The following is a 24,515-nucleotide window of genomic DNA, read 5'->3' on the forward strand; positions in this document are numbered from 1 at the left end:
CGGTCGCTCCCTCGTGGCACCGGTCGGATAGAAGAAACGGAGCGTAGCGGTCACGACCCTCACGCACGCGCGGGCCGGCCGCGTCCGTCCCGGCGGTGGTGACGTGACACGGAGTTGCTGCCGACGCTACTTCTCGTCGCCGCCATCGGTCAGCAGGTCGACGTCCTCGGCCGGGTCGTCGACGAGGAACGCCGGTTCGTCCGGTTCCTCGCTGTCCTCGGCGTCGTCAGTTCCGTACTCGTCCGTGGCGTGCGCTTCCCACCGTCGGTCGTCGATGTGGTGGCACATGGTACACAAACACATAGTGGGTCGACGCACGACAAGCTTTCGGCCGGCTCCGGACCGCGGCAGAGTCAGAGGAACGCCAGCGGCACCATCACCGCAAAGCCCGCCGCGAGCCCCGCGAGGAGTTCGCGCTTGCCGCCGCCGGGAAGCCCCCGGCCGAGTTCGAGCGCCTCGGGGATGAACTCCGTGAGGACGAGGTAGATCATCGCGCCGGCGGCGAAGCCGAAGCCGAACGGGAGGAAATCGCGGGCGAGGCGGACGAAGTAGAAGGCGATGACCGCGCCCACGGGCTGGGGGAGCGACGAGAAGACGGCCCACCAGACCATCCGCCACTCCGAGACGCCCATCGCCCGCAGCGGGATGGAGATGGCGAGCCCCTCGGGGACGTTGTGGATGGAGATGGCGACCGTCATGAAGATCCCCAGCACGGGTACGACGAAGCCGAACAGCGTCGGCCCCGAGAAGCCGAGGTCGGCGAAGGCGACGCCGACCGCGACGCCCTCGGGGAACGAGTGGACGGTGAGGATTCCGAGGATCAACAGGAGTTTCTTGAAGTCGGCCTCCTCGTACCGTTTCGGGGAGACCTCGTAGTCGTCGATGATCCGGTGGGCGACGACAACGAGAAAGACGCCGGTCGACAGCCCCACGACCAGGAGGCCGACGAGGCGGGGGGGAACCGCACCGACCACGAGTCCGTCGAACGAGAGCGTCACGTACGTGCCGAACGCTTCGAGGACGAGTCCGAACACCGACGCCGAAACCATGATGCCGGAGGCGACCCCCCACAGCGCCACGTTCCAGCGGTCACCGACATCCTCGACGAAGAAGAACGGGATCGCACCGAGGCCGGTTGCCAGCGCCGTGATGAACCCGGCGACGAAGACGAACGTGAGGCTCGCGAAGTCGACCATCGGCGGATGCTACCACCAGGGCTTTGATAAGTATTATCATCTTCTCGATAGTTTTCGGGATCCCTAAATCCGAGATGGCCGGCTCGGGGCACGATTCGGGAGACGCGAGTCGGACGTGGGTGTCAACTGACCGTCGCTCGGAGAGGAGAGGGGCGGTGTGGACCGCCCGGACACATGGTACAGAGGGCGCGCATCGACGTCGGTCGGGCTGTGTGCGCCTGCGGTCGGGTGGAAGCCGCAGTTTGTCTCCCCACCTCCCCTCGATCGGACGACCGTCGTCGACTGTGCGCGTTCGGTAGTTCGGAAGAGAGTACATAAGACTAGTCGTCTGAGTATCACTTCAGATATCAGTTCGGCCAAAACGGGCGAGCGGTTACCCCATCGACCAGGACCCGGGAGTTCCTGGTCGTGTCAGGGCCGCGTCGCGGTCACGTCGCCGCCCAGGAGTTTTGTCGGTGGGTTCCGTCGCCCGAGTATGCATCCACGAGCGGCCGAGTTCGCCGAGCGCGCGAGGGAACAGTACGGCGTCGACGTCGCGGTCGAGGAGTTCGCCGATGGGACCAAGACCGCGGCCGACGCCGCGGCGGCCGTCGGCTGTGAGGTCGCCCAGATCGCCAGTAGCCTCGCGTTCGACGCCGGCGACGAGCTCGTGGTCGTCGTGACCAGTGGAGCCAACCGTGTCAGCGAGACGCGGCTCGCCGATCACCTCGGCGTCGACGGGTCGGCGGTGGCGATGGCGGACCCCGACCGTATCGCCGACCGTCTCGGCTGGTCGATCGGCGGGGTGCCACCCTTCTGTCACGACGCGGACGTCACCGTGCTCTTCGACGAGACGCTCCTCGATCACGAACGGGTGTGGGCCGCCGCCGGCACCCCCGAGGCGGTGTTTCCGATGGCCCCCGAGGAGATGCGTTCGCTCGCGGGCGCTCGGGCCGTCGGCGTGACCGAGTGACGTTCGTCGCTCGCGGGCTGCCGAGCACCAGAAGGCACATGACACCGATGGACGAACGACCCTGACGTGTCCCCGCCATTGCTCTCCCGGCGACGGTTCCTCGCGGTTGCGACGGCGGCGCTCGCCGCCACGAGCGGCTGTGCCGCGCTCCCGAACGGCTCCGTCCCACCCGTCCTGGTCCGTGCACGAACCCGACACACGGCGACCCCGTCCGTCGAGACGACCCTCCCCGTCTTCGAGAGCCACGTCGACGCTTACCGTGCGCGCCTCAAGCGTGCCGTCCCTCGCGCCGAACGAGCGTGGAGCACCATCGACCGCGACGCGCTGCCCGACGTTCCCACCTACACTCACGAGGATGTCACGGACGCCCGGGCGTTCCTCACGGAACTCGACGCGAAGCCACGGAACTCCGACACGATCGGGACGGCGATGTGGCGCGTCGCGACGGCCGTCGGAGCCCTCGCATACGCGAAGGCGCTCGACGGTTCGCTCGACCTCGACGACCTCGTCGGCCGGGCCCGTGAGACGCGGTCGGCGTTCGACTCGCTCCGGGTCGACCACGCGTGCGCCGATCCCGCACGGTACCTCCCGTACGCCCGCCGCATCGACCACCAGCGGTGGTGGGGTCGGCGCGGGGCGGCGGCGGTCGTCCCCGGCGGCGACGTTCAGTCGGGGGCCGACCGGTCTACCCCGGAGGGGCAGGCGAGCCTGTTCGGCCAGCACGCAAGGGCACGCGCCCGGCTCCTCGACGTCCGGCAGTACCGGGCGGTCGCCCGGAAACGGCCACTGGGCGACGGCGATCCGAGCGTCGAGCGCCGACCGTTCGCCGACGCGCTCGCGCGGAACGTCCAGGCGCTCGTCGCCGACCTCGACCCGCTTGTCGCGCGGTTCGAGACGTTCGAGGACGAACACGAGCGCTACCCCGACGCGTTCGCCGACGGGATCTGGACCCGGGGGATGCGCGGCCGGAACGAGGTCCGCGAGGGTGCGTACCGCGGGACGAACGGCTACCCCGCGTTCGGCGCGGCCAAGGCGGCCGCGGGGTTCGTCCACAGCCACGCGTTCGTCGACGCGCTGGAGACGCTCGACCCGTCGTCGCCGCCGGACGCCGACGCGGTGTTCGAGGAGAAGCGCGCGGCGCGGGGGGCCCTGCGGCGTCGGCTCGACGATGGCCCCTCGCCGCTCGTTCGCGACCACCTCCGCCACGCAACGGGGGCGATGGAGAGCGGCGACATCACGCTGAGGCAGTTCGGACGAGGAAACGACGTCTCGCCCGTCCGACTGCGGACCGAGGCGTGGGTCCACTACCACGCCGCGCGGGTCGCCGCCGAGCGCGCGGACGAGGTCGAGACGGTTCTCGTTCGGCGGTGATCACGGCTGGACTTTTGCCGCCGCACGTCGGAATGTCGGTATGAACGCCGCTGTCGAAGGAGACGAGGCCGACGAGACGGTCCGTGTTTGGCTCGTCGAGCGGACGTACTCGGACGACGAGCAGAACGTCATCATCCTCGTCTACGCCACCCCGGACGGGGAACGCTACTACCGCAAGGAGCGTGCGCTCGTGAGTTTCACCGATCGGCGCGACACCACGGCGGCGGTCGACGTCGGCCCCGAGTCGCTGGGACGGGTCGACGACGAGGAGACGCGCGAGCGCTACGCGGCGGAAGCAGGGCGGATGCGTGCGGCGCACGACCCCGCCGACGTCGTCTGACGCTGACACCTCCCCCGCCGGCGGGCGATTCTCACCGTGCGGGGGAGACTCGGCGGTTTTAATTCCGTCCCGAGTCAGGGTTTAGACGATGGGAGAGCTAGCTGCACTGTTTGCCCCTGGCCGCGTCGCCGTCGTCGGTGCCACGGACCGCGAGGGGTCGGTCGGCCGCGCCATCATGGAGAACCTCCTTGCCGACTACGACGGCGAGGTCGTCCCCGTGAACCCCAAGCGAGAGACGGTGTTCGACCGTCCCTGCGTCGCGTCGGTCGCCGACGCCGACGCCGACCTCGCCGTGGTCGTCGTCCCGCCGTCGGTCGCCGTCGACGTCGTCCGCGAGGCGGGCGAGGCCGGCGTCGAGGCCGTCGTCGTCATCACCGCCGGCTTCGGCGAAACCGGTAGCGACGGCGCGGCCCGCGAAGACGAACTGACCTCGGTCGCCGCGGAGCACGACCTGAACCTCGTCGGGCCCAACTCGCTCGGCGTCCTGTCCACGCGGCGGGGCATGAACGCGACGTTCGGACCGGAGAACGCCCGCCCGGGGAACCTGTCGTTCATGTCGCAGTCGGGCGCGTTCATCACGGCGGTGCTCGACTGGGCCAACGACCAGGGGATCGGCTTCAAAGACGTCGTCTCGCTCGGCAACAAGGCCGTCCTCGACGAGGCGGACTTCGTTCGCGAGTGGGGTGCGGACCCCGAGACCGATGTCATCATCGGCTACCTCGAAGGGATCGAGGACGGTCGGGCGTTCATCGACACCGCCCGGGAGGTGACACAGGACACCCCGGTCGTCCTCGTCAAGTCCGGCCGAACCGAGGCCGGCGCGCAGGCCGCCTCCTCACACACCGGGACGCTCGCCGGCTCCGAGCAGGCGTACGAGGCCGGCCTCGACCAGGCGGGCGTCCTCCGCGCCGACTCGGTGCAGGGGCTGTTCGACGCCGCGCGCGTCCTCGAGTCACAACCGATGCCCGACAGCGGCGACGTAGCTGTCATCACGAACGCCGGCGGCCCAGGCGTCATGTCCACGGACGCCGTCGGCGACTCCCGGCTCGCGATGGCGTCGTTCACCGAGGAGACCCTCGACACCTTCTCCGAGACGCTCCCCGCCGAGGGGAACATCTACAACCCCGTCGACATCGTCGGTGACGCCGACAACGAGCGGTTCAGACAGGCGCTCGATGTCGCCCTCGCCGACGACAACGTCGGCTGTGCGCTCGTCCTCTCCTGCCCGACGGCAGTGCTCGACTACGAGGGGCTCGCTCGCGATACGGTCGAACTCCAGCGCGAGCACGACAAGCCGGTCGCCGCCTGTTTCATGGGCGGGGAGCGGGTCGACGCCGCCGCCGAGGTCCTCGGCGACGCGGGCATCCCGAACTACTTCGACCCCGCCCGCGCCATCGAGGGGCTCGACGCGCTGGTTCGGTTCAAGGAAATCTCGACCCGGGAGTACGACGCGCCCACCGAGTTCGACGTTGACCGCGAGGCCGCCGAGGCGGTGCTCGCGCGCGCTGTCGAACGCGACGATCCCCGCCTCGGCGTCGAGGCGATGGACCTCCTCGACGCCTACGGCATCCCCACCCCGCAGGGGGGGATCGCGACCGACCCGACCGACGCGCTCGAACTCGCCGAAGAGATCGACGGCGACGTGGTCATGAAGATCGTCTCCCCCGACATCCTCCACAAGTCGGACATCGGCGGCGTGAAGGTCGGCGTGCCGAACGAGGAGGTGTACGACGCGTACGAGGACCTCGTGACGCGCGCGCGCAACTATCAGCCCGACGCGGAGATCCTCGGTGTGCAGGTCCAGGAGATCGTCGACCTCAACGCGGGCGTGGAGACCATCGTCGGAATGAACCGCGACCCGCAGTTCGGCCCCCTGGTGATGTTCGGCCTCGGCGGCATCTTCGTCGAGGTGTTAGAGGACACGACGTTCCGGGTCGCGCCGGTCTCCGGCGAGGAGGCGCGGGAGATGACGGGCGAGATCGACGCCGCGCCCCTGCTCAGGGGTGCGCGTGGCCGCGATCCCGTCGACGTCGCCGCCGTCGCGGAGACGATCGAGCGCCTCTCGCAACTGGTGACCGACTTCCCCGCGATCCTCGAACTCGACATCAACCCCCTCGTGGCGACACCGGACGGCGCACAGGCGATCGACGTGCGGCTGACCGTCGATACGGACGCGATGGAGCGCGACTCACAGGAGACGACGCTCGTCGACACGGAGCCCGACCAATGACCCAGACACTACTCGTTACCTCGACCGGAGAGAGCACAGGCAAGACGGCTATCACCCTCGCGCTGGGGCTGCTCGGTAGAGAGCGCGGCCTCGACGTCGGCTACATGAAGCCGAAGGGGACCCGCCTCCAGTCGAACGTCGGGAAGACGCTCGACCTTGACCCGATGCTCGCGCGCGAACTCCTCGACCTCGACGCGGAGATGCACCAGATGGAGCCGATCGTCTACTCGCCGACGTTCGTCCGGGGGGCGATCCGGGGGCAGCAAGACCCCGACGAGCTCGCCGACACCGTCCGCGAGCAGTACGACGCCCTCGCCGACGGACGAGACCTCATGCTCGTCGAGGGCGGCGGCACCCACACGACGGGCGGCATCGTCGATCTCACCGACCCACAGATCGCCGACCTCCTCGACGCGGAAGTGCTCCTCGTGACGGAGTACACCGAGCCGACCGATCTCGACGCGTTGCTCGCGGCGGCCGACGACATCGGCGACCGCCTGGGCGGCGTGCTGTTCAACCGCGTCGCCGACGCGGCGTACGACGAGCTCGAAAACGACGTCGTCCCGTTCCTCGAAGCCCGTGGCGTCCCGGTCGTCGGTGTCATCCCCCGCGTACAGGAGCTCGCGGGCGTCACCGTCGCCGACCTCGCCGCGGAACTCGGTGCCGAGATCGTCACCGACGTGCCGACCGACGCGTTCGTCGAGCGGTTCCTCGTCGGCGCGATGGGCGGCGACGAGGCGCTCCGGTACTTCCGGCGGACGAAGAACGCCGCCGTCATCACCGGCGGCGACCGCGCCGAGATCCACACGGCCGCGCTCGAAGCGCCGGGCGTGAAGTGTCTGTTGCTCACGGGCGCACATCAGCCCCCGAGCGCCGTCGTCGGCAAGGCCGAACAGAAGGGCGTTCCCGTGCTCTTGGTCAGCGGCGACACCCTCTCGGTCGTCGAACGCTGTGAGGAAGTCGTCCACAGCGGGCGGACGCGCGACGAGCGGACCGTCGGCCGGATGCGCGACCTGCTCTTCGAGCACGCCGACGCCGACTCGCTCGTCGGCTCCGGCCCCGAGCCCGAACGCGACGATTCGGCCTGACCCGTCTCGGGCGTCGGGATCGGCCTCCGTCTCCCTCCGACCCCGACAGCCGCCGCCCGCCCCAACGCGTTTGTGCACTGGCCGTCTCGGCTCCCAGTATGGCCGAGATCACCCTGATCAGATACCGGCTCGAACCGGGAGCGACGGAGCGGGTTCGTGAGTGGGCCACCGAGGTTCGGTCTCGCCGATCAGAGGCCGTCGAGACGCTCCAGCACGGGGGCGTTGTCTCCGAGGCCGCGTTCCTCGAGTCACGCCCCGAGGCGACTACGTCTGTTTTTACGTCGAGGCCGAGAGCCTCGATCGGGCCTAGGAGGCGTTCGAGTCGTCCCCCTACGAGATCGACCGCGAGTTTCGAGAACTACTCGCGGCGGTGGTCGACGACGACCAACCGGCGGCGGAGATCGAGCCGCTGTATCACCTGACGAACCCCACTCGGACGTAGCCGGCTTCGATCCGGAACCGTCACTGTCCGCTCATTGGGGCCACCGTAGCCGGCCGGAGCGGACGGGCCCCCGGCCGGACACCGGAACGTCGATCCCACGAGACGGATCTCTGACCCCCACAACGACCGCGCTCAGTCGACCAGCAGTCGCACCGCGTCGGACAGCCCCGCCACGCGCGCGGCGTGTTCCCACGACTCCTCGCGGATGCCGTTCGTGACGTACGCGAAGCTCACGTTCGCGTCCAGGTCCGCCCAGCAGAAGACGCTCCCCAGCCCCGCGTGGCCGACCATCCGCTCGTGGCTGGCCGACCCGAACATGTCGTTGGCGAGCCCGCCGGTCCAGAAGCCGAGCGCGTAGCGCGCCGGCCGCGAGAGCGTCCCGTCGTCGTCTGTCTCGGCGTGGGTTCGCGTCGCCTCGGCCACGGTCTCTTCGGTCAGGAGGCTGGTCCCGTCGAGTTCGCCCCCGTTGGCGATGCAGGCGTAAAACCGCGCCATGTCGCGGGCGGTCCCGATCCCGTTCGCCGCGGGGATCACCGCGCGGTGGACCGCCTCCTCGTTGAACGCCGCCGCTGACTCCGAAGCGGGGATGCCGAGCCCCTCGCCGGGGTCGCGACAGCGGTCGAACACCTCGAACCCCGACAGCGCCGCGACGTCGTCTTCCTCGCCCTCGCGCAGACCGATCGAGGTGTGCTCCATCCCGAGCGGGTCGAACACGTTCTCGGCGACGTACTCCTCGACGGGCTCGCCGCTGACTCGTCGGGTCAGTTCGCCGACGAGCCAGCCGAAGTTGAACGTGTGGTAGGCCGGCTGCTCGCCGGGCGCGAAGACGGGCTCGATCTCCTCCATCGCCGCCACGACCGCGTCCCAGTCGCCCCACTGGTCGGCGCGGTCGTCGAACTCGCCGTAGGGGATGCCGGCGGTGTGGCTGAGGACCTGCCTGACGGTGATCTCGGCCTTCTCGCTCCCCGCGTCGGCGAAGCCGGGCCAATGATCGACGACGGGGTCGTCGTACGCCAGGTCCCCCTGCTCTGCGAGCTGGTGGAGGCCTACAGCCGCGTACGGCTTCGTACACGAGAAGATCAGGTGGCGCGTCTCCGGTGTCGTCTCGCCGCCGTGTCCGTCGGTCCCGCCCGCGAAGTCGACCGCGAGTTCGCCGTCGACGAAGACGGCCAGCTGCGCACCATCGTGGAGCCCGACGTCGAGCTGTCGGTCGAACGCCGCTCCGAGCCGGTCGCGATCCGCGGAACTGAGCCGTGGCATGACCTCTCACACACGTCACAGCGGCATGAAGCTTCGGGCGTCGTCGAACCCCTGGCTCAGCCGTCGACGGACCACCCGCGGGGGGAGTCGTTCAGCCGTTCACAGCCCGCTTCGGTGACCACGACGAGGTCCTCGATCCGCACGCCGAACGCGCCGTCGAGGTAGACCCCGGGTTCGACGCTGAACACCATTCCCGGTTCGAGGCGCGTCTCCGAGTCCGACGCGATGTACGGCTCCTCGTGGATGTCGAGGCCCACGCCGTGGCCGGTGCGGTGGACGAACCCCTCGCCGTAGCCAGCCGCCTCGATGACGTCGCGGGCGGCCCGGTCGACCGCGCGCGCCTCGACGCCGGGCTCGACCGCGTCGATCGCCGCCGTCGCTGCCTCCCTGACCACGCCGTGGACCGTCTCGAACTCTGTCGGGGGATCGCCCGCGAGAACGACCGTCCGGGTGGTGTCGCTGGGGTAGCCGTCGACGCGCGTCCCGAAATCGAAGACGACCGGATCACCCTCCCCGATCACGCGGTCGCCGTGTGCGTGGTGGGGTTTCGCGCCGTTTGGGCCCGCGGCAACGATGGGTTCGAACGAGACGCCGTCGCCGCCGGCGTCGGCCAATCGGTGCTCGACCTCGCGGGCGAGCGCCGCCTCCGACCGACCGACGAGAGCCGCAGCGTCCTCGCGGAGGCCCCGCATCACCCGGTCGGCGACGACACCCGCCCTGCGCAACGCGTCGAGTTCCGCCTCGTCCTTCCGCGCGCGGAGTGAGCCGAGCGCCTCGGTCGCCAGCCCGAACGCCCGGTCCCCGAGGAGTCGCTGGACGTCGAGGACGAACCGGGCGGGCATCGTCTCGTCGAGGAGGACGCGGCCCGCGCCGAGCTCGCAGTCGGCGAGCACCTCGTCGAGGGCGGCTCGCGGCTCGCCGCCGTCGCGCCAGACGCGGACGTCGTCGACCCAGGTCGTCTCGTCCACCTGCGTCCCGGCGAGTTCGGGGACGGAGAAGACGGGGTCGCCGTCGGCGGAGACGACACAGAGGAACTGTCGCTCGCTCGGCGTCTCGTCGACGCCGGTCAGGTACTGCAGGTTCGCCCCGGGCGAGCAGATCACGGCCGCCGCGTCGAGCGCGCGGAGCCGCTCTTGACAGGCACGGGTGCGCCGTTCGTGCGGTGTCGCGGTCACGCGTGAGGGTTGCGGACGCGGTGGCAAGTAGCTGTCTCCGCCGCGTCGCTCCACGCGATTTTTGTACCGCGGGGGCGTCGCAGACGACGACAGATGTCGTGGGACGCGATCGACTCGCTCGACGAAGCCCGGACCGCGACGCAGTCGCTTCTCTTCCCCGTCTCGTGGCGCGCGTGGCTTCGGCTCGCAGTCGTGACGTTTTTTGTCGGCGGCGTCGGCGGTGGCGGCGGCGCAGGACAGGCCGCACAGGGAGCGACGTCGTCGCCGACGCCGCCGGGAGCCGGCCTCGGGGGCGTCGACCTCCCGCCGGTCCCGGACGTCTCCCCCGAGAGCCTCGGTGCGGTCGTCGTTGCCGCCGTCGCCGTGCTCGCCGTCGTCGTCGTCGGCCACGCCCTCGTGGGCGCGGTCATGGAGTTCGTGCTCGTGGCGTGTCTGCGGACCCGCCGGGTGGAACTCCGCCGGCCGTTCCGACAGTACCTCGGCCCCGGCGTCCGCCTGTTCGCCTTCCGCCTCGGGGTCGTCGTCGTGCTCGTCGCCCTCGCGGCGCTCCCCGTGCTCGTCGTCGTCGGCGTGCTATCGATCACCGCCGTCGGCGTCCTCTTCGTCCCGCTGCTCGTCGTCGTGGTCGTCGTCGCCTGGCTCGCCGGCCTACTCGTCCTCCGGCTCACGACCGAGCTCGTCGTCCCGACGATGATCGCGGAGGGGCGGGGGGTCCTCTCGGCGTGGCGTCGCGTCGTGCCGCTCGTCCGCTCGATGTGGGCGGAAGTCGCCCTCTACCTCGCGATTCGGATCGGACTCGGGATCGCCGCGAGCCTCGTCGTCGGCCTCGTCGTCGGCCTCGCGGCGCTCGTCGTCATCATCCCCTTCGTGCTCGCGGGGGGTGCGGTCGTGCTCGCCGTCGGGATGCAGGGCCCCGGGCTCGTCGCCCTCGGCGTGCTCGGCGTCGTCTTTCTCCTCGCCGTCGTCGCCGTGAGCGTCGTCGTCCAGGTGCCCGTCGTCACCTACTTCCGGTACTACGGACTGTTCGTGCTCGGCGCGCTCGACGACCGGCTCGACCTCGTCCGAGGCCGGCCGTCGGACGTGCGGAACGCGGAGTGAGCCGTCGGCGGTCGGGCGCTTCTGCGCTCCGACCACGCGCCACCGACACCCTCACGACGCGCGGGCCGGACGGGCCGACGACGGCGGTATCACGACGGCCCGTGGACGGCAAACTACAGGTCCGTCCGGGACGACCGACCCGTATGGCGTGGACGGAGACGCGGACGGGCGCGGCGGAGTCGGTCGACGAGTGGGAACGCGAGGACGGCTGGGCGACGATCCGCCTGCGCGAGCGGAGCGACGGCTCGTGGGTCGTCCGACTCGATCGGCTCACGCAGGCACCCGAGGGGTCGTGTTACCGTGAGGAGCGCGTCGGGAGCCGTGCCGAGGCCGCGGAGGTCGTGTCGGCGTGGTGCGAGGCGTACGACGTCGCCGACGAGCGGACGGACGCCTGAGAACGAGGGCTCACTGGAGCCGGCGGGTCGTCTCGACGAGCGGGTGGCGGGCGTAGTCGACCACCTCGATGTCCCGGAGCGAGCGGAGCCCCTCCTTCTCGGCGGTACGCTCCATGCCCAGTTCGACGGGGTCGTCCACCACGATGACGTACGCGTCCATCTCTTCGATGTCGGCGCGGTCGCCGGCCATCACACGGTGGTGACCGTCGGCGAGGAGGAGGGTCCCGGCGTTGTCGATGACGACGAGCGGCTCGGCGAGCCCGCGTTCGAGTTCGTACTGTCGGCCTTCGAGTTCGTCGGCGTAGACGCGCGCCTGCGTGGGGATGAGCGCCGCGAGTTCGACGGTGTCGCGCTCCTCGTGGACGGTGATGCCGTGGATCTGTTCGAGCGTTCGCATCAGTTTCCCCACCTTTTCGGGCGTGGCACGCTCGATCTGCGAGCGGATGACGTCCGTGTTGGAGATGATGCCCACGAGGTTCCCGGCGTCGTCGACGACCGGCAGTTTGCGGATGCCCGACCGGAGGATGACTCGCGCGGCGTCGTCGACGTTCATGTCCGGGTGAGCGACGATGAGGTCCTCGGTCATCACGGTGAAGACGAGCGCGTCGTCGTCGGCCAGGAGGAGGTCGCTCGCAGTGACGAACCCCTCGACCTTGCGCGTCTCACTGACCGGAAAGCCGTTGTGGCCGTCGCTCTCGACGATGCGTCGTGCGACCTCGCCCACGGTGTCGGTGGGGGACACCGTCGCGACGTCCCGGGTCATATACTCTTTGACGGTCGCCGTGCCGGGCATAGCGTCCTGTACGCCGACGGGGGCCAAAACCCTACCTCACCCGCGTCACTCGACGGAGAACTCGAAGCCGGGCATCCCGTCGGGGTACGACGGGGTCGATGGGGCGGTCTCCAGCGTCTCGAAGAACCGGCCGTTGATCACCTCGGTGACGAGGTCTTCGAACCGCTCGTCGCCCTCGACGAACTCCGCGGCCCACACCCCCAGATCCAACTGTGCGCCGGCCATGTCGGCGTGGCCGCCCGCGCTCCCGATCGAGCCGAGGGCGTCCCGGAACGTCTCCCCGAGGTCGACGTCCGTCCCCCGGGCGCGCCCGGAGACATAGACGGTGTCGCCCATGTAGCCGTAGACGAGCGAGACGTGGACGCCTTCCATGCCGAGGAGTCGGTCGGCCGCCTGTGCGAGCGCGTCCCGGTCGCGGATCTCGCCGACGTTCGTCGCCAGCGCGTCGCCGCGCACCTCGCGGTTGCCGATGGCGCGTGCGAGCGTGTCGAGCACCTCCGGCCCCATGCTCGGGCTCTCGACTTGGTCGAGCAGCGAGTGGTCGACGTGCGGGCAGAGGAACGACGCCGCCTCGAAGTCCGCCGCGGACACCTCGCGGGAGAAGTCGTTGGTGTCGACGCGGATCCCGAACAGGAGCGCGGTCGCGATCGTCCGGTCGGGAGTGATCCGGAGTCGACTGAGGTACTCCGTCAACAGCGTGCTCGTCGCCCCGACGTCGCTCCGCAGGTCCAGACACCGGGCTTCGACCGGTGCCCGTGGCGGGTGGTGATCGACGACGACATCGACGCGCGTCTCCGGGTCGAGGCCGTCGTTGACGCCCGGCCGTGAGTGGTCGACGAGCGCGATGCCGGCGTACTCGTCCATCGTCTCCCCGGGGTCGAGGTTTCTGAGGCTCACGTCGAGGAGGTTGATCATCGCGCGGTTCTCCTGGTGGGAGATCTCGCCGAAGTAACACGGCACCGCCTCGACCCCGGCGAGATCCGCGATCCGGACGAGCGCGAGCGCCGACGCGATGGCGTCGGGATCGGGGTTGTCGTGCATCACGACCGCCAGCGTTCCGTCGATCCCCCGGAGGACGCGCAGGAGCCGGCTGATCCGTGTCACGTCCGACCCCGACACGAGGTCGCCGAGGTCGTCCGCGAGCGCCTCTCGGGGGTCGATCACGCGGTCGGCGAGCGCACGGAGTTCCGCCGCCCCGTCGCCGGGGTCGGAGCCGGCGTACGCGACGAGCAGTGCGTCGGGGAACCGTTCGCGGGCGGCGCGGGCGGCCGCCAGGTTCGTCTCCGCGTCGACTCCCGCCACGAGGACGGTGCTGGCTCGGTCCGGGTACGTCTCGGGATCGGTCGGGTCGCCGACCACCGCGTCGACGCCGTCGTCGCGGAGCGAGTCGACGTGACCGCGGGCGGGCGAGACGACGCGGAGCTGCCCGGGCTGTCTTTGGATCTCCCTGACGACTGCACGGGCGACGGGGCTCCACCCGAGTACCAGTCGACTGGGCCGCGACATAGCCGGGGGTTGCCAGTGCTGACAAAAAACCCTGCCGGGATGTCCTCACCGCCGTCTCGCGACTCACGGCGAGCGGAGGACGACGAGAGAGCCGAGAAACGGTGCGACGAGAGCCTTCGAGGCGCGAGCGTGAGTGTAAGTGTCAGTGTGAGTGAGGCGGTGAACGCGAGAACGCGAGAGCGCGAGCGATCGCCGAACGGGCGCGGTGGTCGGTCGTCAGAACAGCGCGGCCGCGGAGGCCTGCGCCGTCTCGACGACGGGACCGAACGCCGGGAGGAGTAGGAGAGTTCCGATCGCCGCGGCCATCACGGCGACGTACAGCCCCAGCGGCCGCGAGCCGAGTTCGACCGTTCCCACGGGGTCTTCGATCCACATCGCCTTCACGACGCGGGAGTAGTAGAACAGCGACAGCGCACTGTTCACCGCACCCACGGCGGCGAGCCACCAGAAGCCACCCTCGATCGCCGAGTAAAACAGCGCGTACTTCGAGAGGAAGCCGCCGAACGGCGGGAGGCCGGCGAGCGAGAACATGAAGACGGTCATGGCGAGACAGGCCATCGGGGCCTGCGTCGACAGCCCGTTGAGGTCCTCGAACGTCCGCCCGAGCTCCCAGTGTTCGGTCATGGCGATGAAGAGGAACGCCCCGGTGTTCATGAAGCCGTAGACGAGGAGGTGCGCCATCGACGCGCCGATGACGTCACCGTTCGGTCCCCCGCCCGAGAGGGCGGCGAGGCCGATGAGCGCGTAGCCCGCGTGCCCGATCGACGAGTACGCCAGCATGCGCTTGACGTTCTCCTGCGTCGCGGCGGCGAAGTTGCCGAGCGTCATCGTGACGACGGCCAGCACTGCGAACGCGAGCGGCCAGTCGATCCCCATCGGCACCAGCTCGCCCACGGGGAACGCGACCGTGAAGACGCGGAAGGCGACGGCGAAGCCGGCGGCCTTCGACGCCGACGAGAGGAAGCCCGAGATGGGTGCGGGTGCGCCCTCGTACGCCTCCGGTGCCCAGAAGTGGAACGGGACGGAGGCGGTCTTAAACGCGAAGCCGCCGAGGATCATGAAGACGCCGATGCCGGCGACGCCGACCATGCCGGTCGCCTCCGCCAGGCCGGCAGCGACGTCCCCGAGGACGAGCGTCCCGGTCGCCGCGTACACCAGCGAGATGCCGAAGGCGAACACCGCCGACGACACCGCGCCGATGAGGAAGTACTTGAGGCTCGCTTCGACGCTCCCCCGGTTGCGCTTGAGGAACGCGACGAGCGCGTACGACGGGAGCGAGGCGAGTTCGAGCGAGACGAACGCCGTCGCCAGCGAGTTCGAGGCGGCCATCAGGGCCATCCCCGTCGCGGCGAACAGCACGAGCGAGTAGAACTCGCCCTGGTACGCCTCGCCTTTGAGGTAGTCGACCGAGGCGACGACGACCAGCGCCGTGACGGAGGCGAAGATGAGCTGGAAGAACAGCGCCATTCCGTCGACGACGAGGGAGGCACCGAACAGCTCGATCGCGCCGCCGGTGGCGGGTTGGCCGGTACCGGCGACGAGGAGCCAGCCGGCGAGGCCGAACGACACCAGCGAGCCGATCGTCGCCACGGCCGCCAACAGCGTGCTGTTGGACGAGTCGGGGTCAATCGTGTCTACCAGCAACAGGACGAGCGCCGTCGCCGCCAGGGCGAGGATCGGTGCGGTGGCGGTCCAGTCGGGCAGCGACGCTTGGAGCGCGAGGTCGTACATCTACGAGACACCTCCCAGGATGGGATTGACGGCGTCCTGGATCATCCCGAAGAACAGGTCGGGAGCCACGCCCAGGACGATGATGAGCGCGAGCAGTACCGCCAGCGGCGCGACGTCGTGGACGGGCGCTTCCGTGATATCGTACTCGCCGTCGAACCGGAACGGCCCGAAGAGCGTCCGCTGCATCGCAAACAGCAGGTAGCCCGCGACGATGACGATGCCGAACATCGCCGCCGCGGTAAAGAGCGGCATGCCCGCGAAGGTGGTCGACTCGAACGAGCCCTTGAAGATGAAGAACTCGCCCGCGAAGCCGGCCATCAGCGGCAGGCCCATGTAGGCGAACGCGCCGGCGACGAAGATGCCCGCGGTGACGGGCATCCGGTCGGCGATGCCGGACATGTCGCCGACCATCCGGGTGTGGGTCGTGTTGTAGACGACGCCGACGGTCATGAACATCAGCCCCGAGATGAGGCCGTGGGCGACCATCTGGAACGTCGCGCCGCCGACGCCGTACGTCGTGTACGCGATGAGCCCGAGGATGACGTAGCCCATCGACGACACGGACGAGTACGCGACGATGCGCTTGAGGTCCTCCTGGGCCAGCGCGAGCATCGCGCCGTAGATCACGCTGACGACCGCGAGGATCGCGATCGGCACCGCCAGCTGGACGGCGACCTCCGGGAGCATCGTGAAGTTGAACCGCAAGAGGGCGTACGTGCCCATCTTCAGGAGGACGCCCGCCAGCATCACCGACACCGGCGTCGGAGCCTCGACGTGGGCGTCGGGCAGCCAGGTGTGTAGGGGTGCGACGGGCACCTTCACCGCGAAGCCGACGAACATCGCCACGAACGCGGCGGTGGCGAGCGTCGGCGCGGGGATGCCGAACAGCGAGCCGAGTTCGTCCGCCCGAAGCGCCATCGCGATCTCGGGCAGCCGGGTCGACCCGATCGAGTCACCCAGCCCGAACACCAAGGCGATGAAGCCGATGAACATCGCCAGCGAGGCGACGTTCGTGTAGACGAAGAACTTGATCGCGGCGTACTTCCGCCGCGGGCCGCCCCAGACGCCGACGAGGAAGTACATCGGGACGAGGACGGCCTCCCAGAAGACGAACCAGACGAAGAAGTCAAGCGCCGTGAAGACGCCGATGAGGTTCGCCTCCATGAACAGCATCAAGCCGTAAAATTGGCTCTGACGTTCGGCGATCGGCGTCCACGCCGAGACGATCGCCAGCGAGGTGAGGATCGTCGTCAGTACCACCAGCGGCAGGGAGATGCCGTCGACGCCGACGAACCAGTGGAGGTCGAACCCGCCGAGCGTGAACCACACGATGTCGGTCTCGAACGCGATCGAGCCGTCCATGAGGGCGTTGCCGCTCGCGTCGAACCGCGACCACATCCAGAGGCTCCCGACGACGGGTGCCAGACTGAGCGCGAACGCCAGGCGTCCGGCGTACTCGTCCGGGGCGACCATCACGGCGAGCGCGGCGACGAACGTGAACGCGAGTAGAGCTTCGATAATCATGCGAACCAGCCTCCCATCAGACCGAAGACGACGAGCAGCGCCGTCAGCCCCAGCGTGAGCAACACGGCGTAGTTAGAGACGACACCGGTCTGGATGCGGCGTATCCGCGACCCCGCGACGAGGCTCACGGAGGAGACGCCGTTGACGACGCCGTCGACGACGCCTTGGTCGAACTTGTCGGCGACCCGGGCAATGGGTCGAACGACCTCTTCGGCCAGCCAGACCTGGTACTCGTCCTGGTAGTAGTTGTTGTACAGGAGCGTCTTGACGTTCCCGAGCTTGTCGGTGTGTTCGACCGGCTCGGGCACGTTGTACAGCTTGAACGCGAGCCCTGCACCGGCGAGCGCCAGTCCGAGCGAGACGGCCGCGCCGATCGCCACCGTCGCCGCCTCACCGCCGATGTACGACGACGAGTATGGAAGGACGTCGCCGTAGTGGTGAGCGGTGAGCGACTCGAAGCCACCGTCGAGCCACTGGTGGAGGAAGTCGATGCCGCCGACCCCGAGCAGTTTCTCGATCGGCACCATGTTGACGACGCCCGCGACGACCGCGAGCGTCCCCAAGACGCCCAGGGGTGCTTTCACGTTCCAGCGGACGCCGTGGGGATCGCGTGCCGTCTCCGTCCGCGGCTCACCGTGGAAGGTCAAGAAGACCATCCGGAAGGTGTAGAAGCCGGTGAAGAAGACGGCGAGAAGCCCCATCGCGTACGCCAACAGGAGGATCGGCGAGCCGCCCAATCCGTGGATGAGCGTCTCGTACAGCACCTCGTCCTTCGACCAGAAGCCCGAGAACGGGAAGATGCCCGCGAGCGCGAGCGAGCCGGCGAGGAAGGTGTAGTAGGTGACGGGCATCCGATCCTTGAGCCCGCCCATGTCCCACATGTTCTCGTTGTGGTGCATGGCGATGATGACGGAGCCGGCACCCAAGAACAGGAGCGCCTTGAAGAAGGCGTGGGTCATCAGGTGGAAGGTCGCGGCGACGTAGCCGCCCGCGCCCAGCCCGAGCATCATGTAGCCGTACTGTGAGATTGTCGAGTACGCGAGCACCTGCTTGATCTCGCGCTTGACGACGCCCATCGTCGCCGCCACCAAGGCGGTGAAGCCGCCGATGAGGGCGATGATCGCGAGCGCCGTCGGCGAGACGGCGTAGAAGCCGTACATGCGCGCGACGAGGTAGACGCCGGCGGCGACCATCGTCGCGGCGTGGATCAGCGCGGAGACGGGCGTCGGGCCCTCCATGGCGTCCGGGAGCCACGTGTGGAGGGGGAACTGCGCGGACTTGCCGATGACGCCCCCGAGAACGAGCAGGCCGACGATCGTGAACCACGTCATCGGGTCGAAGCCGAACGTGTTCACGCTCGCCTCGCCCGCGATCGCCTGTTCGGCGAGGACGGGGAACGACCCCTCGCCCGCGAACGCGGCGGTGCCGAACGTCGCGAAGACGGCGACGACACCGACGAGGAAGAAGTAGTCACCGAAGCGGGTGACTAAGAACGCCTTCTTCGCCGCCGACGGCGGGCCGGCCTCGCGGAACCAGAAGCCGATGAGCAGGTACGAGCACAGCCCGACGAGCTCGAAGAACATGAACGCCATCAGCAGGTTGTTGCTGACGACGAAGCCGAGCATGCTCGCGGTGAAGAGGCCGAGCGCGGCGTAGTATCTGGGGAGCCCCGTCTCGCCCTCGTCGTTCATGTAGCCGAGGCTGAACACGTGGACGAGGAACGCGACCAGCGAGACGATGACGAGCATCATCGCCGCGAGCGGGTCGATGAGGAGCCCGAACGTGAGGTCGACCGCCTCTAGCCCCTCGGCCCACGTGTAGATCGTCTCGTTGTACGCCCCACCACCGGCGACCGACAGCACCGTCGCGACGGAGAGCAGAAGCGATCCTCCGGTCGCCGCGATTCCCGCGAACGCCCCGCCCTTCGGCATGTACCGCCCGGCGAACAGGGCGATGACGAACGAGAAGAACGGCAGGAGGACGATGGCCGGCGCGAAGTCGAGTATTCCCGCCATCTTACCACCTCATACTCTTCGGGACGGTCACGTCGACGTCGTTGAAGTTGCGGTACAGGACGAGGATGATGCCGATACCGACCGCCACCTCGGCGGCGGCGAGCGCCATCGTGAACAGCCCGAACGTCTGCCCCGTGACGTTCCCCCAGAACTGCGAGAACGCGACGAGGTTGATGTTCGCGGCGTTCAGCATCAACTCGACCGACATCAAGAACAAAAGCGCGTTGCGCTTCGTCAGGATGCCGAACAGGCCGATACAGAACACCGCCCCCGCGAGCAGCAGATACCACTGCGGCGGGACCATCAGCGGTCACCTCCAGTGTCTGCGTCCCCGTCGGCGTCGTCACCGAGGACGGCGCGTTTCAGCTCCCTGCCGCCGTCCGTGAGCAGCGAGACCGTCTCGCCGTCGGACTCGCGCCGCGCGAGGATGATCGCCCCGTCGATCGCCGCGTCGAGCGCGATGGCGATGATGAGGAAGGCGACGAGGAACGACTCCGCGGGCACGGAGCCGAAGTCGAGGTTGAACATCGCGTAGCCGATGCTCGCGGTGATGTTCGCGTCCGCCGGGAAGCCCTGTGGGGCCGGGAATTCGGCGCTCAGGAACGCGACGGCCATCACGACGAACAGCGCGAGCGCCGCGACGCCCGGTACGAGATGCGATCCGAGGTCCAACTCTGGTTTGGTCGTCATGTGCGACTCACCTCCGGTTCGTCCGGTTCTGTCTCCGTCCGCGTCAGCATCACGGCGAACGTGATGAGGATGAGAACCCCGCCGACGTAGACGAGGATCTGCATCGCGGCGAGGAACTCCGCTTGTAACATCACGTAGTGCACCGCGACGCTCAGAAGCGCCGCCCCGAGCAGGAGTGCGGAGTGCCAGACGTCCCGCACGAGGACGACGCCCAGACTGCTCCCCACGGTCACGAGGGCGAACAGCAGGAACGCGGCCAGTTCATAAACGGTAGCCATTGTGTGTGTCTCCTTGTGGGTACCCTTTGAAGATTTCGAGAACGGTCCGCGACGGTTACTGGTAGTCGACCTCGCCGTCGCTCTCGCCGACCCACGCGTTTCGATCGGGATTGCGCTCGTTGAGCGGGTCCATCCCCTTGTACCAGGGGACGTTCTTCAGTTGCTCTTTGTTGTAAACGAACTCGTTTTTCGTGTCCGCGGTGAACTCGAAGTTCTGCGTGAGCAGGATCGCGTCGACGGGGCAGACCTCCTCGCACAGGCGGCAGTAGATGCACTGGCCGATGTGGAGGTTGTACTCCTCGCCGTTTCGCTGGTCGTCCGTCACGATCTGGATGGTGTCGTTCGGACAGACGTTCTCACACTGCCGGCACCAGATGCACCGCTCCTGTGAGAACTTGTGGACGCCCCTGAACCGGGGGCTCACCTCGGGCGCGACGTCCGGATACTCGACCGTGAACGTCTGCCCGTCCAGCGCGTGTTTCATCGTCGTCGCCATTCCCTTGAGTAGTCCGATCATGATTACGCGATCACTCCCACGATGATGGCCGTGAGCGCCAGGTTCGCGAAGGAGAGCACGAGCATCCCCTTCCAGCCGATCTCGATGAGCTGGTCGATCCGCACGCGGGGCACCGCCGACCGGCACCACTGCGTGAACAGGAAGAACGCCCACATCTTGATGATCATCCAGACGAAGCCCGGCAGGACCGGTCCGGCCGGCCCCCCGAGGAAGAGCACGGCAACGAGCGCGCCGCCGAGGAAGATGTGGATGAACTCGCCCAGGTAGAAGAGCACGAAGTACACCGATGAGTACTCCGTCTGGTACCCGGCGACGATCTCGGTCGGCGCTTCCGGGATGTCGAACGGGTTACGGCCGATCTCGGCCATGTTCGCCGCCATGAACAGCACGAACGCGAACGGGTTGACGAACGCGAACCAGCTCGGGATCGACACACCCGCCACGGTCACGAGGGGCTCGGTCTGGGCGGCGACAATGCCGCTCATCTGGAGCGTCCCGGTGAAGAGCACGACCGACGCGGCCGTGACGATGAGGGGGATCTCGTAGGCGATGTTCTGCGCGATCGACCGGAGCCCGCCGAGGAGCGAGTACTTGTTGTTCGACGCGTAGCCGGCCATCACGAGCCCCAGCGAGGCGATCGACGCGGCCGCGAAGGCGAACGCCAGCCCCGTCTCGGGGTCCGCCAACTGGATGCCGGAGCCGAGCGGGATGACGGCGAAGCCCAACAGCGCCGAGAACGGTAGGACGATGGGTGCGAGGTCCCACGCCGGCCGGTCGACCCCTTCGGGGACGATCAGTTCCTTCGAGAGGAGTCGCACGGCGTCCGCGACGATGATGAGCAGGCCGAACGGCCCGATGCGGTTGACCGCGATTCGGTCGGTGAAGGCCGCGGTGATCTTCCGCTTGGCCCACGGCCCCGCGACCGCCGTCATCGTGAGCATCAGGTTCGCGATAATGAACGCGCCGATGAGCCCGCCGACGACCGCACCGGCGATCCCGTCGAGCCCGATGAGCCGGGCGATGGCGTCGGGCAGGGGCGCGCTCGACTGCAAGAGCGGGGGCGCTGGCATCACCGATCCACCTCACCGAGCACGATGTCGAGGCTCCCGAGCGAGGCGATCATGTCGGGGATGTACTCGCCCTCACTCATCTCGGGAAGCGTCTGGAGGTTCGAGAAGCACGGCGAGCGGATCTTGAAGCGCGCGGGCTTGTCGGTGCCGTCGGCGCGCATGTAGATGCCGAGTTCGCCCTTCGCACCCTCGACGGCGCGGTAGATCTCGGTGTCGTCCTCGGGCCGCAGGGTCCGCGGAACGTTCGCCTGGATGTTCCGCTCCTCTTCGGGCCAGTCCTCCAGCAGGTCGACGCACTGTTCGATGATCTTCGCCGACTCCTCGACCTCCCGGAGGCGGACCAGCAGTCGGGAGTAGTTGTCACAGCCGTCCTCGGTGACGACGTCCCAGTCGAGTTCATCGTAGTAGCCGTAGGGGTCGTCGCGGCGGAGGTCGTAGTCGACACCCGATCCGCGGGCGACCGGCCCGGTCGCACCGTAGGACTTGGCGACCTCCGGAGGGAGGACGCCCGTGTTGACGGTACGGACCTGGAGGATCTCGTTCGCGGAGATGAGGTCGTGGTACTCCTCCAGCGACTCGGGGAGTTCGTCGAGGAACGACCGGATCTTGTCGAAGAACTCCTCGCGGGGCTCGGGGAGGTCCCAGACGACGCCGCCGAGGCGGAAGTAGTTGAACATCAGTCGCTGGCCCGTGAGGTCTTCGAGGATGTTCTGGGTCTTCTCGCGGTCGCGGACGGCGTACATGAAGATGGCCGTGAAGTCGCCGTACACGTCCAGCGCGAACGTTCCCACGGCAAGCATGTGCGCGGCGATGCGGCACAGTTCCGCGCCGAGGGTCCGGATGATCTGTGCGTACTCCGGCACCTCGATGTCCGCCATGTCCTCCGCCGCGCGCGCGTACGCCCATTCGTTGAGCAGGCCCGCCGAGATGTAGTCCCAGCGGTCGGGGTACGGCATGATCTGATACCGGTATGTTCCCTGCTGACAGAGCTGCTCCTCACACCGGTGGAGGTAGCCGATGTCGGACTCCAGATCGGCGATCTGCTCGCCGTCGAGCGTCGTCTTCACGTGGAGCACGCCGTGAGTCGCCGGATGGTGCGGGCCGATGTTGACGAACATCGTGTTGCCCTCGTCGTCGGTGTGGTCCTCCTGGAGCGGGTTGGCGTGCTCTTTGAGCGTGACGATCTGGGGACGGTCCTGGTCGTAGTCGAGCGAGAGCGGGTGGCCCTGCCACGTCTCGGGGAGGAGGATCCGTCGGAGGTCGGGGTGACCCTCGTACTCGATCCCTACCAGATCGTAAGCCTCCCGCTCGTGCCAGTCCGCGGTCCGGAACACGGGTTCGGCGGTCTGGCTCTTCGGGGCGTCCTTCGACGTGGGAACGACCACGCTCACCTCCCGGGTCCGGTCGTCGTACGAGGTGAGGTGGTAGATCGACTCGTAGCGGTCCTCGTATTCCTGGCTCGTCACGCACGAGAGGTGGTCGAAACCAGCCTCGTCGCGCAGGCGGAAGAGCACGTCCTGGACCGCGTCCGGGCGGATCTCGAACCCCGGCGCGTTGAGGTGGTCGTCACGGGCGAGCACGTCGTCGCCCAGCAGCGCTTCGAGTTCGTCGCCCGTGGTCGGGAGCGTCTCCTCGACGAGCTCCGGTTCCGGTTCCGGTTCTTCGAGGCTCATTACGGCGAGTCACCCCAGTTGTATCGCATGACGAGGTCGTCCTCGTCGATCTCCTCGGCGAGCTGGTCGACGATCTCGTCGCGCTCCAAGTCGCCGAACTGCTCCAGTTCGTACGGCTTCACGGTCACCGGCGAGGACTCGCCGTTGGCGATGCGCTCTTGCAGTTTGGCGACGCCGTACACCAGCGCCTCGGGCCGCGGCGGGCAGCCGGGGACGTGGATGTCGACCGGGATGACCTCCTCGGCACCCTTGACGACGTTGTACCCCTCCTGGAACGGCCCCCCGGAGATGGTACACGAGCCCATGCCGATGACGAACTTCGGCTCGGGCATCTGGTCGTAGACGCGCTTCATGCGCGGGGCGAACTTCGAGACGATCGTTCCGGGGACGATGATGACGTCGGCCTGCCGCGGCGACGCGCGGGGCACACCGGCACCGAAGCGGTCGAGGTCGTGCTTGACGGCGTAGGTGTGCATCATCTCGATGCTGCAGCAGGCGATGCCGAACTGCAGCATGAACATCGACGACCCGCGGACCCAGTTCATGAACTGGTCGAACTTGGTGAGGATGAACGGCGAGGAGCCGAACGCCTCCCGCAGGGTCGAATTGAAACGGCTGTCCGCGCCGGCCATCCGGGCGTCGCGCGTCTCGGTCTGTACTTGCGTGTCGTCTGTTACGAACGGTTTGTTGTCGCTACTCATGCTTCCCTCTCGGTTTTCCGGCGGCTGGCACGCGGGCTCTTGACCCACTTGACGGCTCCGTTGCGCCACGCCCACACGAGACCGACGACGAGGACGCCGATGAAGACGAACATCGGCAGCAACACCGTCGACAGGCTCGCACCCTGTTCGAGCGCGGACCGGTAGATGACGGTCCACGGGAGGATGAGAACGGTCTCGATGTCGAACACGACGAACAGCAGCGCGACCATGTAGTACTGAATGTTGAACTGGACGCGCGCCGTCCCGGTGGGGACTTCACCGCTCTCGTAGGTGGCGCTCTTGCCTTGTTCGGGCACCGTGGGGCGCAGTAGCGCCGACACCGCCATCATCCCGACGGGGATGCCGACGCCGACGAGGCCCAACGCGCCGATTGCTATCCAATCGTTCATACGGGATTCTCCTATCGTCCGTCGCTTAGAACACCACCACTATAAGCGTTGATTTGTGCT

The 24,515-nt window shown here is 68.3% G+C and carries 25 protein-coding genes; 8 read left to right on the plus strand and 17 right to left on the minus strand.

Annotated features, from left to right (window positions below):
* Positions 1–126 precede the first annotated feature (126 nt).
* Complete coding sequence (locus NKJ07_RS08415) at positions 127–288, minus strand: hypothetical protein (RefSeq protein ID WP_318570138.1); 162 nt, start codon at positions 286–288, stop codon at positions 127–129.
* A 65-nt stretch (positions 289–353) separates the two neighbouring features.
* A complete protein-coding gene (locus NKJ07_RS08420) occupies positions 354–1,196 on the minus strand; it encodes a ZIP family metal transporter (RefSeq protein WP_318570139.1) in 843 nt (280 codons plus the stop codon).
* 475 nt (positions 1,197–1,671) lie between these two features.
* Between NKJ07_RS08420 and NKJ07_RS08425 the strand changes: the two genes are divergently transcribed.
* The 6 genes from NKJ07_RS08425 (at position 1,672) to NKJ07_RS08450 (ending at position 7,599) form a co-directional block, all read left to right on the plus strand.
* Positions 1,672–2,148 carry a YbaK/EbsC family protein gene (locus NKJ07_RS08425; protein WP_318570140.1) on the plus strand — a complete coding sequence of 159 codons (477 nt, stop codon included), beginning with the start codon at positions 1,672–1,674 and terminating at the stop codon, positions 2,146–2,148.
* Between the two features lie 66 nt (positions 2,149–2,214).
* Positions 2,215–3,519, plus strand: coding sequence for a hypothetical protein (locus NKJ07_RS08430; protein WP_318570141.1), 1,305 nt, complete (start codon positions 2,215–2,217; stop codon positions 3,517–3,519).
* Between the two features lie 40 nt (positions 3,520–3,559).
* The gene (locus NKJ07_RS08435) at positions 3,560–3,859 is read left to right on the plus strand and encodes a DUF7967 family protein (protein WP_318570142.1); all 300 of its coding nucleotides are present in this window, start codon (positions 3,560–3,562) and stop codon (positions 3,857–3,859) included.
* An 88-nt stretch (positions 3,860–3,947) separates the two neighbouring features.
* Positions 3,948–6,089, plus strand: a complete 2,142-nt coding sequence (locus NKJ07_RS08440) for an acetate--CoA ligase family protein (protein WP_318570143.1) — start codon at positions 3,948–3,950, stop codon at positions 6,087–6,089.
* Entirely contained in the window at positions 6,086–7,177 is a 1,092-nt protein-coding gene (locus tag NKJ07_RS08445; protein WP_318570144.1) for a phosphotransacetylase family protein, read from the plus strand. The genes NKJ07_RS08440 and NKJ07_RS08445 overlap by 4 nt, the downstream gene beginning before the upstream one ends.
* Before the next feature lie 98 nt (positions 7,178–7,275).
* Positions 7,276–7,599 carry a DUF6176 family protein gene (locus NKJ07_RS08450; RefSeq protein ID WP_318570145.1) on the plus strand — a complete coding sequence of 108 codons (324 nt, stop codon included), beginning with the start codon at positions 7,276–7,278 and terminating at the stop codon, positions 7,597–7,599.
* Between the two features lie 152 nt (positions 7,600–7,751).
* Here the strand turns inward: NKJ07_RS08450 and NKJ07_RS08455 are convergent, their stop codons facing one another.
* Together NKJ07_RS08455 and NKJ07_RS08460 are read right to left on the minus strand one after the other, a co-directional pair.
* A complete protein-coding gene (locus NKJ07_RS08455) occupies positions 7,752–8,879 on the minus strand; it encodes a serine hydrolase domain-containing protein (RefSeq protein ID WP_318570146.1) in 1,128 nt (375 codons plus the stop codon).
* 56 nt (positions 8,880–8,935) lie between these two features.
* Positions 8,936–10,054 (minus strand): M24 family metallopeptidase, encoded by a 1,119-nt coding sequence (locus tag NKJ07_RS08460; protein ID WP_318570147.1) that lies wholly within the window; start codon positions 10,052–10,054, stop codon positions 8,936–8,938.
* 93 nt (positions 10,055–10,147) lie between these two features.
* On the opposite strand from NKJ07_RS08460, the gene NKJ07_RS08465 reads away from it, so the two are divergent.
* Together NKJ07_RS08465 and NKJ07_RS08470 are read left to right on the plus strand one after the other, a co-directional pair.
* Positions 10,148–11,152 (plus strand): DUF7544 domain-containing protein, encoded by a 1,005-nt coding sequence (locus tag NKJ07_RS08465; protein WP_318570148.1) that lies wholly within the window; start codon positions 10,148–10,150, stop codon positions 11,150–11,152.
* 143 nt (positions 11,153–11,295) lie between these two features.
* On the plus strand, positions 11,296–11,547 hold the full coding sequence (locus NKJ07_RS08470) for a DUF7543 family protein (protein ID WP_318570149.1): 252 nt from the start codon (positions 11,296–11,298) through the stop codon (positions 11,545–11,547).
* A 10-nt stretch (positions 11,548–11,557) separates the two neighbouring features.
* On the opposite strand, the gene NKJ07_RS08475 is transcribed toward NKJ07_RS08470, so the two are convergent.
* The 13 genes from NKJ07_RS08475 to NKJ07_RS08535 all read right to left on the minus strand — a co-directional run bounded on the left by NKJ07_RS08475 (position 11,558) and on the right by NKJ07_RS08535 (position 24,455).
* Positions 11,558–12,340, minus strand: coding sequence for a CBS domain-containing protein (locus NKJ07_RS08475; RefSeq protein ID WP_318570150.1), 783 nt, complete (start codon positions 12,338–12,340; stop codon positions 11,558–11,560).
* A 45-nt stretch (positions 12,341–12,385) separates the two neighbouring features.
* Positions 12,386–13,846, minus strand: a complete 1,461-nt coding sequence (locus tag NKJ07_RS08480; RefSeq protein ID WP_318570151.1) for a DHH family phosphoesterase — start codon at positions 13,844–13,846, stop codon at positions 12,386–12,388.
* A gap of 216 nt (positions 13,847–14,062) precedes the next feature.
* Positions 14,063–15,577, minus strand: a complete 1,515-nt coding sequence (locus tag NKJ07_RS08485; protein ID WP_318570152.1) for an NADH-quinone oxidoreductase subunit N — start codon at positions 15,575–15,577, stop codon at positions 14,063–14,065.
* Positions 15,578–17,101, minus strand: coding sequence for a complex I subunit 4 family protein (locus NKJ07_RS08490; RefSeq protein WP_318570153.1), 1,524 nt, complete (start codon positions 17,099–17,101; stop codon positions 15,578–15,580).
* Positions 17,098–19,116, minus strand: a complete 2,019-nt coding sequence (gene nuoL / locus NKJ07_RS08495; protein WP_318570154.1) for an NADH-quinone oxidoreductase subunit L — start codon at positions 19,114–19,116, stop codon at positions 17,098–17,100. Before nuoL ends, NKJ07_RS08490 begins: the two co-directional genes overlap by 4 nt.
* Position 19,117: 1 nt before the next feature.
* The gene (gene nuoK / locus NKJ07_RS08500) at positions 19,118–19,420 is read right to left on the minus strand and encodes an NADH-quinone oxidoreductase subunit NuoK (RefSeq protein ID WP_318570155.1); all 303 of its coding nucleotides are present in this window, start codon (positions 19,418–19,420) and stop codon (positions 19,118–19,120) included.
* On the minus strand, positions 19,420–19,806 hold the full coding sequence (locus NKJ07_RS08505) for a proton-conducting membrane transporter (protein WP_318570156.1): 387 nt from the start codon (positions 19,804–19,806) through the stop codon (positions 19,420–19,422). The genes nuoK and NKJ07_RS08505 overlap by 1 nt, the downstream gene beginning before the upstream one ends.
* Positions 19,803–20,084 carry an NADH-quinone oxidoreductase subunit J gene (locus tag NKJ07_RS08510; RefSeq protein ID WP_318570157.1) on the minus strand — a complete coding sequence of 94 codons (282 nt, stop codon included), beginning with the start codon at positions 20,082–20,084 and terminating at the stop codon, positions 19,803–19,805. The genes NKJ07_RS08505 and NKJ07_RS08510 overlap by 4 nt, the downstream gene beginning before the upstream one ends.
* Positions 20,085–20,139: 55 nt before the next feature.
* Entirely contained in the window at positions 20,140–20,601 is a 462-nt protein-coding gene (locus tag NKJ07_RS08515; RefSeq protein ID WP_318570158.1) for a NuoI/complex I 23 kDa subunit family protein, read from the minus strand.
* 2 nt (positions 20,602–20,603) lie between these two features.
* Entirely contained in the window at positions 20,604–21,671 is a 1,068-nt protein-coding gene (locus NKJ07_RS08520) for a complex I subunit 1/NuoH family protein (protein WP_425504737.1), read from the minus strand.
* A complete protein-coding gene (locus tag NKJ07_RS08525) occupies positions 21,671–23,344 on the minus strand; it encodes an NADH-quinone oxidoreductase subunit D (RefSeq protein WP_318570159.1) in 1,674 nt (557 codons plus the stop codon). Before NKJ07_RS08525 ends, NKJ07_RS08520 begins: the two co-directional genes overlap by 1 nt.
* Positions 23,344–24,045 carry an NADH-quinone oxidoreductase subunit B gene (locus NKJ07_RS08530; protein ID WP_318570160.1) on the minus strand — a complete coding sequence of 234 codons (702 nt, stop codon included), beginning with the start codon at positions 24,043–24,045 and terminating at the stop codon, positions 23,344–23,346. Before NKJ07_RS08530 ends, NKJ07_RS08525 begins: the two co-directional genes overlap by 1 nt.
* Positions 24,042–24,455, minus strand: a complete 414-nt coding sequence (locus tag NKJ07_RS08535) for an NADH-quinone oxidoreductase subunit A (protein ID WP_318570161.1) — start codon at positions 24,453–24,455, stop codon at positions 24,042–24,044. Before NKJ07_RS08535 ends, NKJ07_RS08530 begins: the two co-directional genes overlap by 4 nt.
* Positions 24,456–24,515: the final 60 nt, after the last annotated feature.

Origin of the sequence: Salinigranum marinum (genome assembly GCF_024228675.1) — an archaeon.
In the GTDB taxonomy this organism is placed as follows: domain Archaea; phylum Halobacteriota; class Halobacteria; order Halobacteriales; family Haloferacaceae; genus Salinigranum; species Salinigranum marinum.

What these genes read in the sequence shown, in the direction of transcription:
- NKJ07_RS08475 (WP_318570150.1), bottom strand. Translation starts at nt 12,340, where the DNA reads ATGCCCGGCACGGCGACCGTCAAAGAGTATATGACCCGGGACGTCGCG.
- NKJ07_RS08450 (WP_318570145.1), top strand. Translation starts at nt 7,276, where the DNA reads ATGGCCGAGATCACCCTGATCAGATACCGGCTCGAACCGGGAGCGACG.
- NKJ07_RS08415 (WP_318570138.1), bottom strand. Translation starts at nt 288, where the DNA reads ATGTGCCACCACATCGACGACCGACGGTGGGAAGCGCACGCCACGGAC.
- NKJ07_RS08485 (WP_318570152.1), bottom strand. Translation starts at nt 15,577, where the DNA reads ATGTACGACCTCGCGCTCCAAGCGTCGCTGCCCGACTGGACCGCCACC.
- nuoK (WP_318570155.1), bottom strand. Translation starts at nt 19,420, where the DNA reads ATGGTCCCGCCGCAGTGGTATCTGCTGCTCGCGGGGGCGGTGTTCTGT.
- NKJ07_RS08525 (WP_318570159.1), bottom strand. Translation starts at nt 23,344, where the DNA reads ATGAGCCTCGAAGAACCGGAACCGGAACCGGAGCTCGTCGAGGAGACG.
- nuoL (WP_318570154.1), bottom strand. Translation starts at nt 19,116, where the DNA reads ATGGCGGGAATACTCGACTTCGCGCCGGCCATCGTCCTCCTGCCGTTC.
- NKJ07_RS08465 (WP_318570148.1), top strand. Translation starts at nt 10,148, where the DNA reads ATGTCGTGGGACGCGATCGACTCGCTCGACGAAGCCCGGACCGCGACG.
- NKJ07_RS08440 (WP_318570143.1), top strand. Translation starts at nt 3,948, where the DNA reads ATGGGAGAGCTAGCTGCACTGTTTGCCCCTGGCCGCGTCGCCGTCGTC.
- NKJ07_RS08505 (WP_318570156.1), bottom strand. Translation starts at nt 19,806, where the DNA reads ATGACGACCAAACCAGAGTTGGACCTCGGATCGCATCTCGTACCGGGC.
- NKJ07_RS08515 (WP_318570158.1), bottom strand. Translation starts at nt 20,601, where the DNA reads ATGATCGGACTACTCAAGGGAATGGCGACGACGATGAAACACGCGCTG.
- NKJ07_RS08480 (WP_318570151.1), bottom strand. Translation starts at nt 13,846, where the DNA reads ATGTCGCGGCCCAGTCGACTGGTACTCGGGTGGAGCCCCGTCGCCCGT.
- NKJ07_RS08510 (WP_318570157.1), bottom strand. Translation starts at nt 20,084, where the DNA reads ATGGCTACCGTTTATGAACTGGCCGCGTTCCTGCTGTTCGCCCTCGTG.
- NKJ07_RS08445 (WP_318570144.1), top strand. Translation starts at nt 6,086, where the DNA reads ATGACCCAGACACTACTCGTTACCTCGACCGGAGAGAGCACAGGCAAG.
- NKJ07_RS08530 (WP_318570160.1), bottom strand. Translation starts at nt 24,045, where the DNA reads ATGAGTAGCGACAACAAACCGTTCGTAACAGACGACACGCAAGTACAG.
- NKJ07_RS08425 (WP_318570140.1), top strand. Translation starts at nt 1,672, where the DNA reads ATGCATCCACGAGCGGCCGAGTTCGCCGAGCGCGCGAGGGAACAGTAC.
- NKJ07_RS08435 (WP_318570142.1), top strand. Translation starts at nt 3,560, where the DNA reads ATGAACGCCGCTGTCGAAGGAGACGAGGCCGACGAGACGGTCCGTGTT.
- NKJ07_RS08535 (WP_318570161.1), bottom strand. Translation starts at nt 24,455, where the DNA reads ATGAACGATTGGATAGCAATCGGCGCGTTGGGCCTCGTCGGCGTCGGC.
- NKJ07_RS08455 (WP_318570146.1), bottom strand. Translation starts at nt 8,879, where the DNA reads ATGCCACGGCTCAGTTCCGCGGATCGCGACCGGCTCGGAGCGGCGTTC.
- NKJ07_RS08470 (WP_318570149.1), top strand. Translation starts at nt 11,296, where the DNA reads ATGGCGTGGACGGAGACGCGGACGGGCGCGGCGGAGTCGGTCGACGAG.
- NKJ07_RS08490 (WP_318570153.1), bottom strand. Translation starts at nt 17,101, where the DNA reads ATGATTATCGAAGCTCTACTCGCGTTCACGTTCGTCGCCGCGCTCGCC.
- NKJ07_RS08420 (WP_318570139.1), bottom strand. Translation starts at nt 1,196, where the DNA reads ATGGTCGACTTCGCGAGCCTCACGTTCGTCTTCGTCGCCGGGTTCATC.
- NKJ07_RS08520 (WP_425504737.1), bottom strand. Translation starts at nt 21,671, where the DNA reads ATGCCAGCGCCCCCGCTCTTGCAGTCGAGCGCGCCCCTGCCCGACGCC.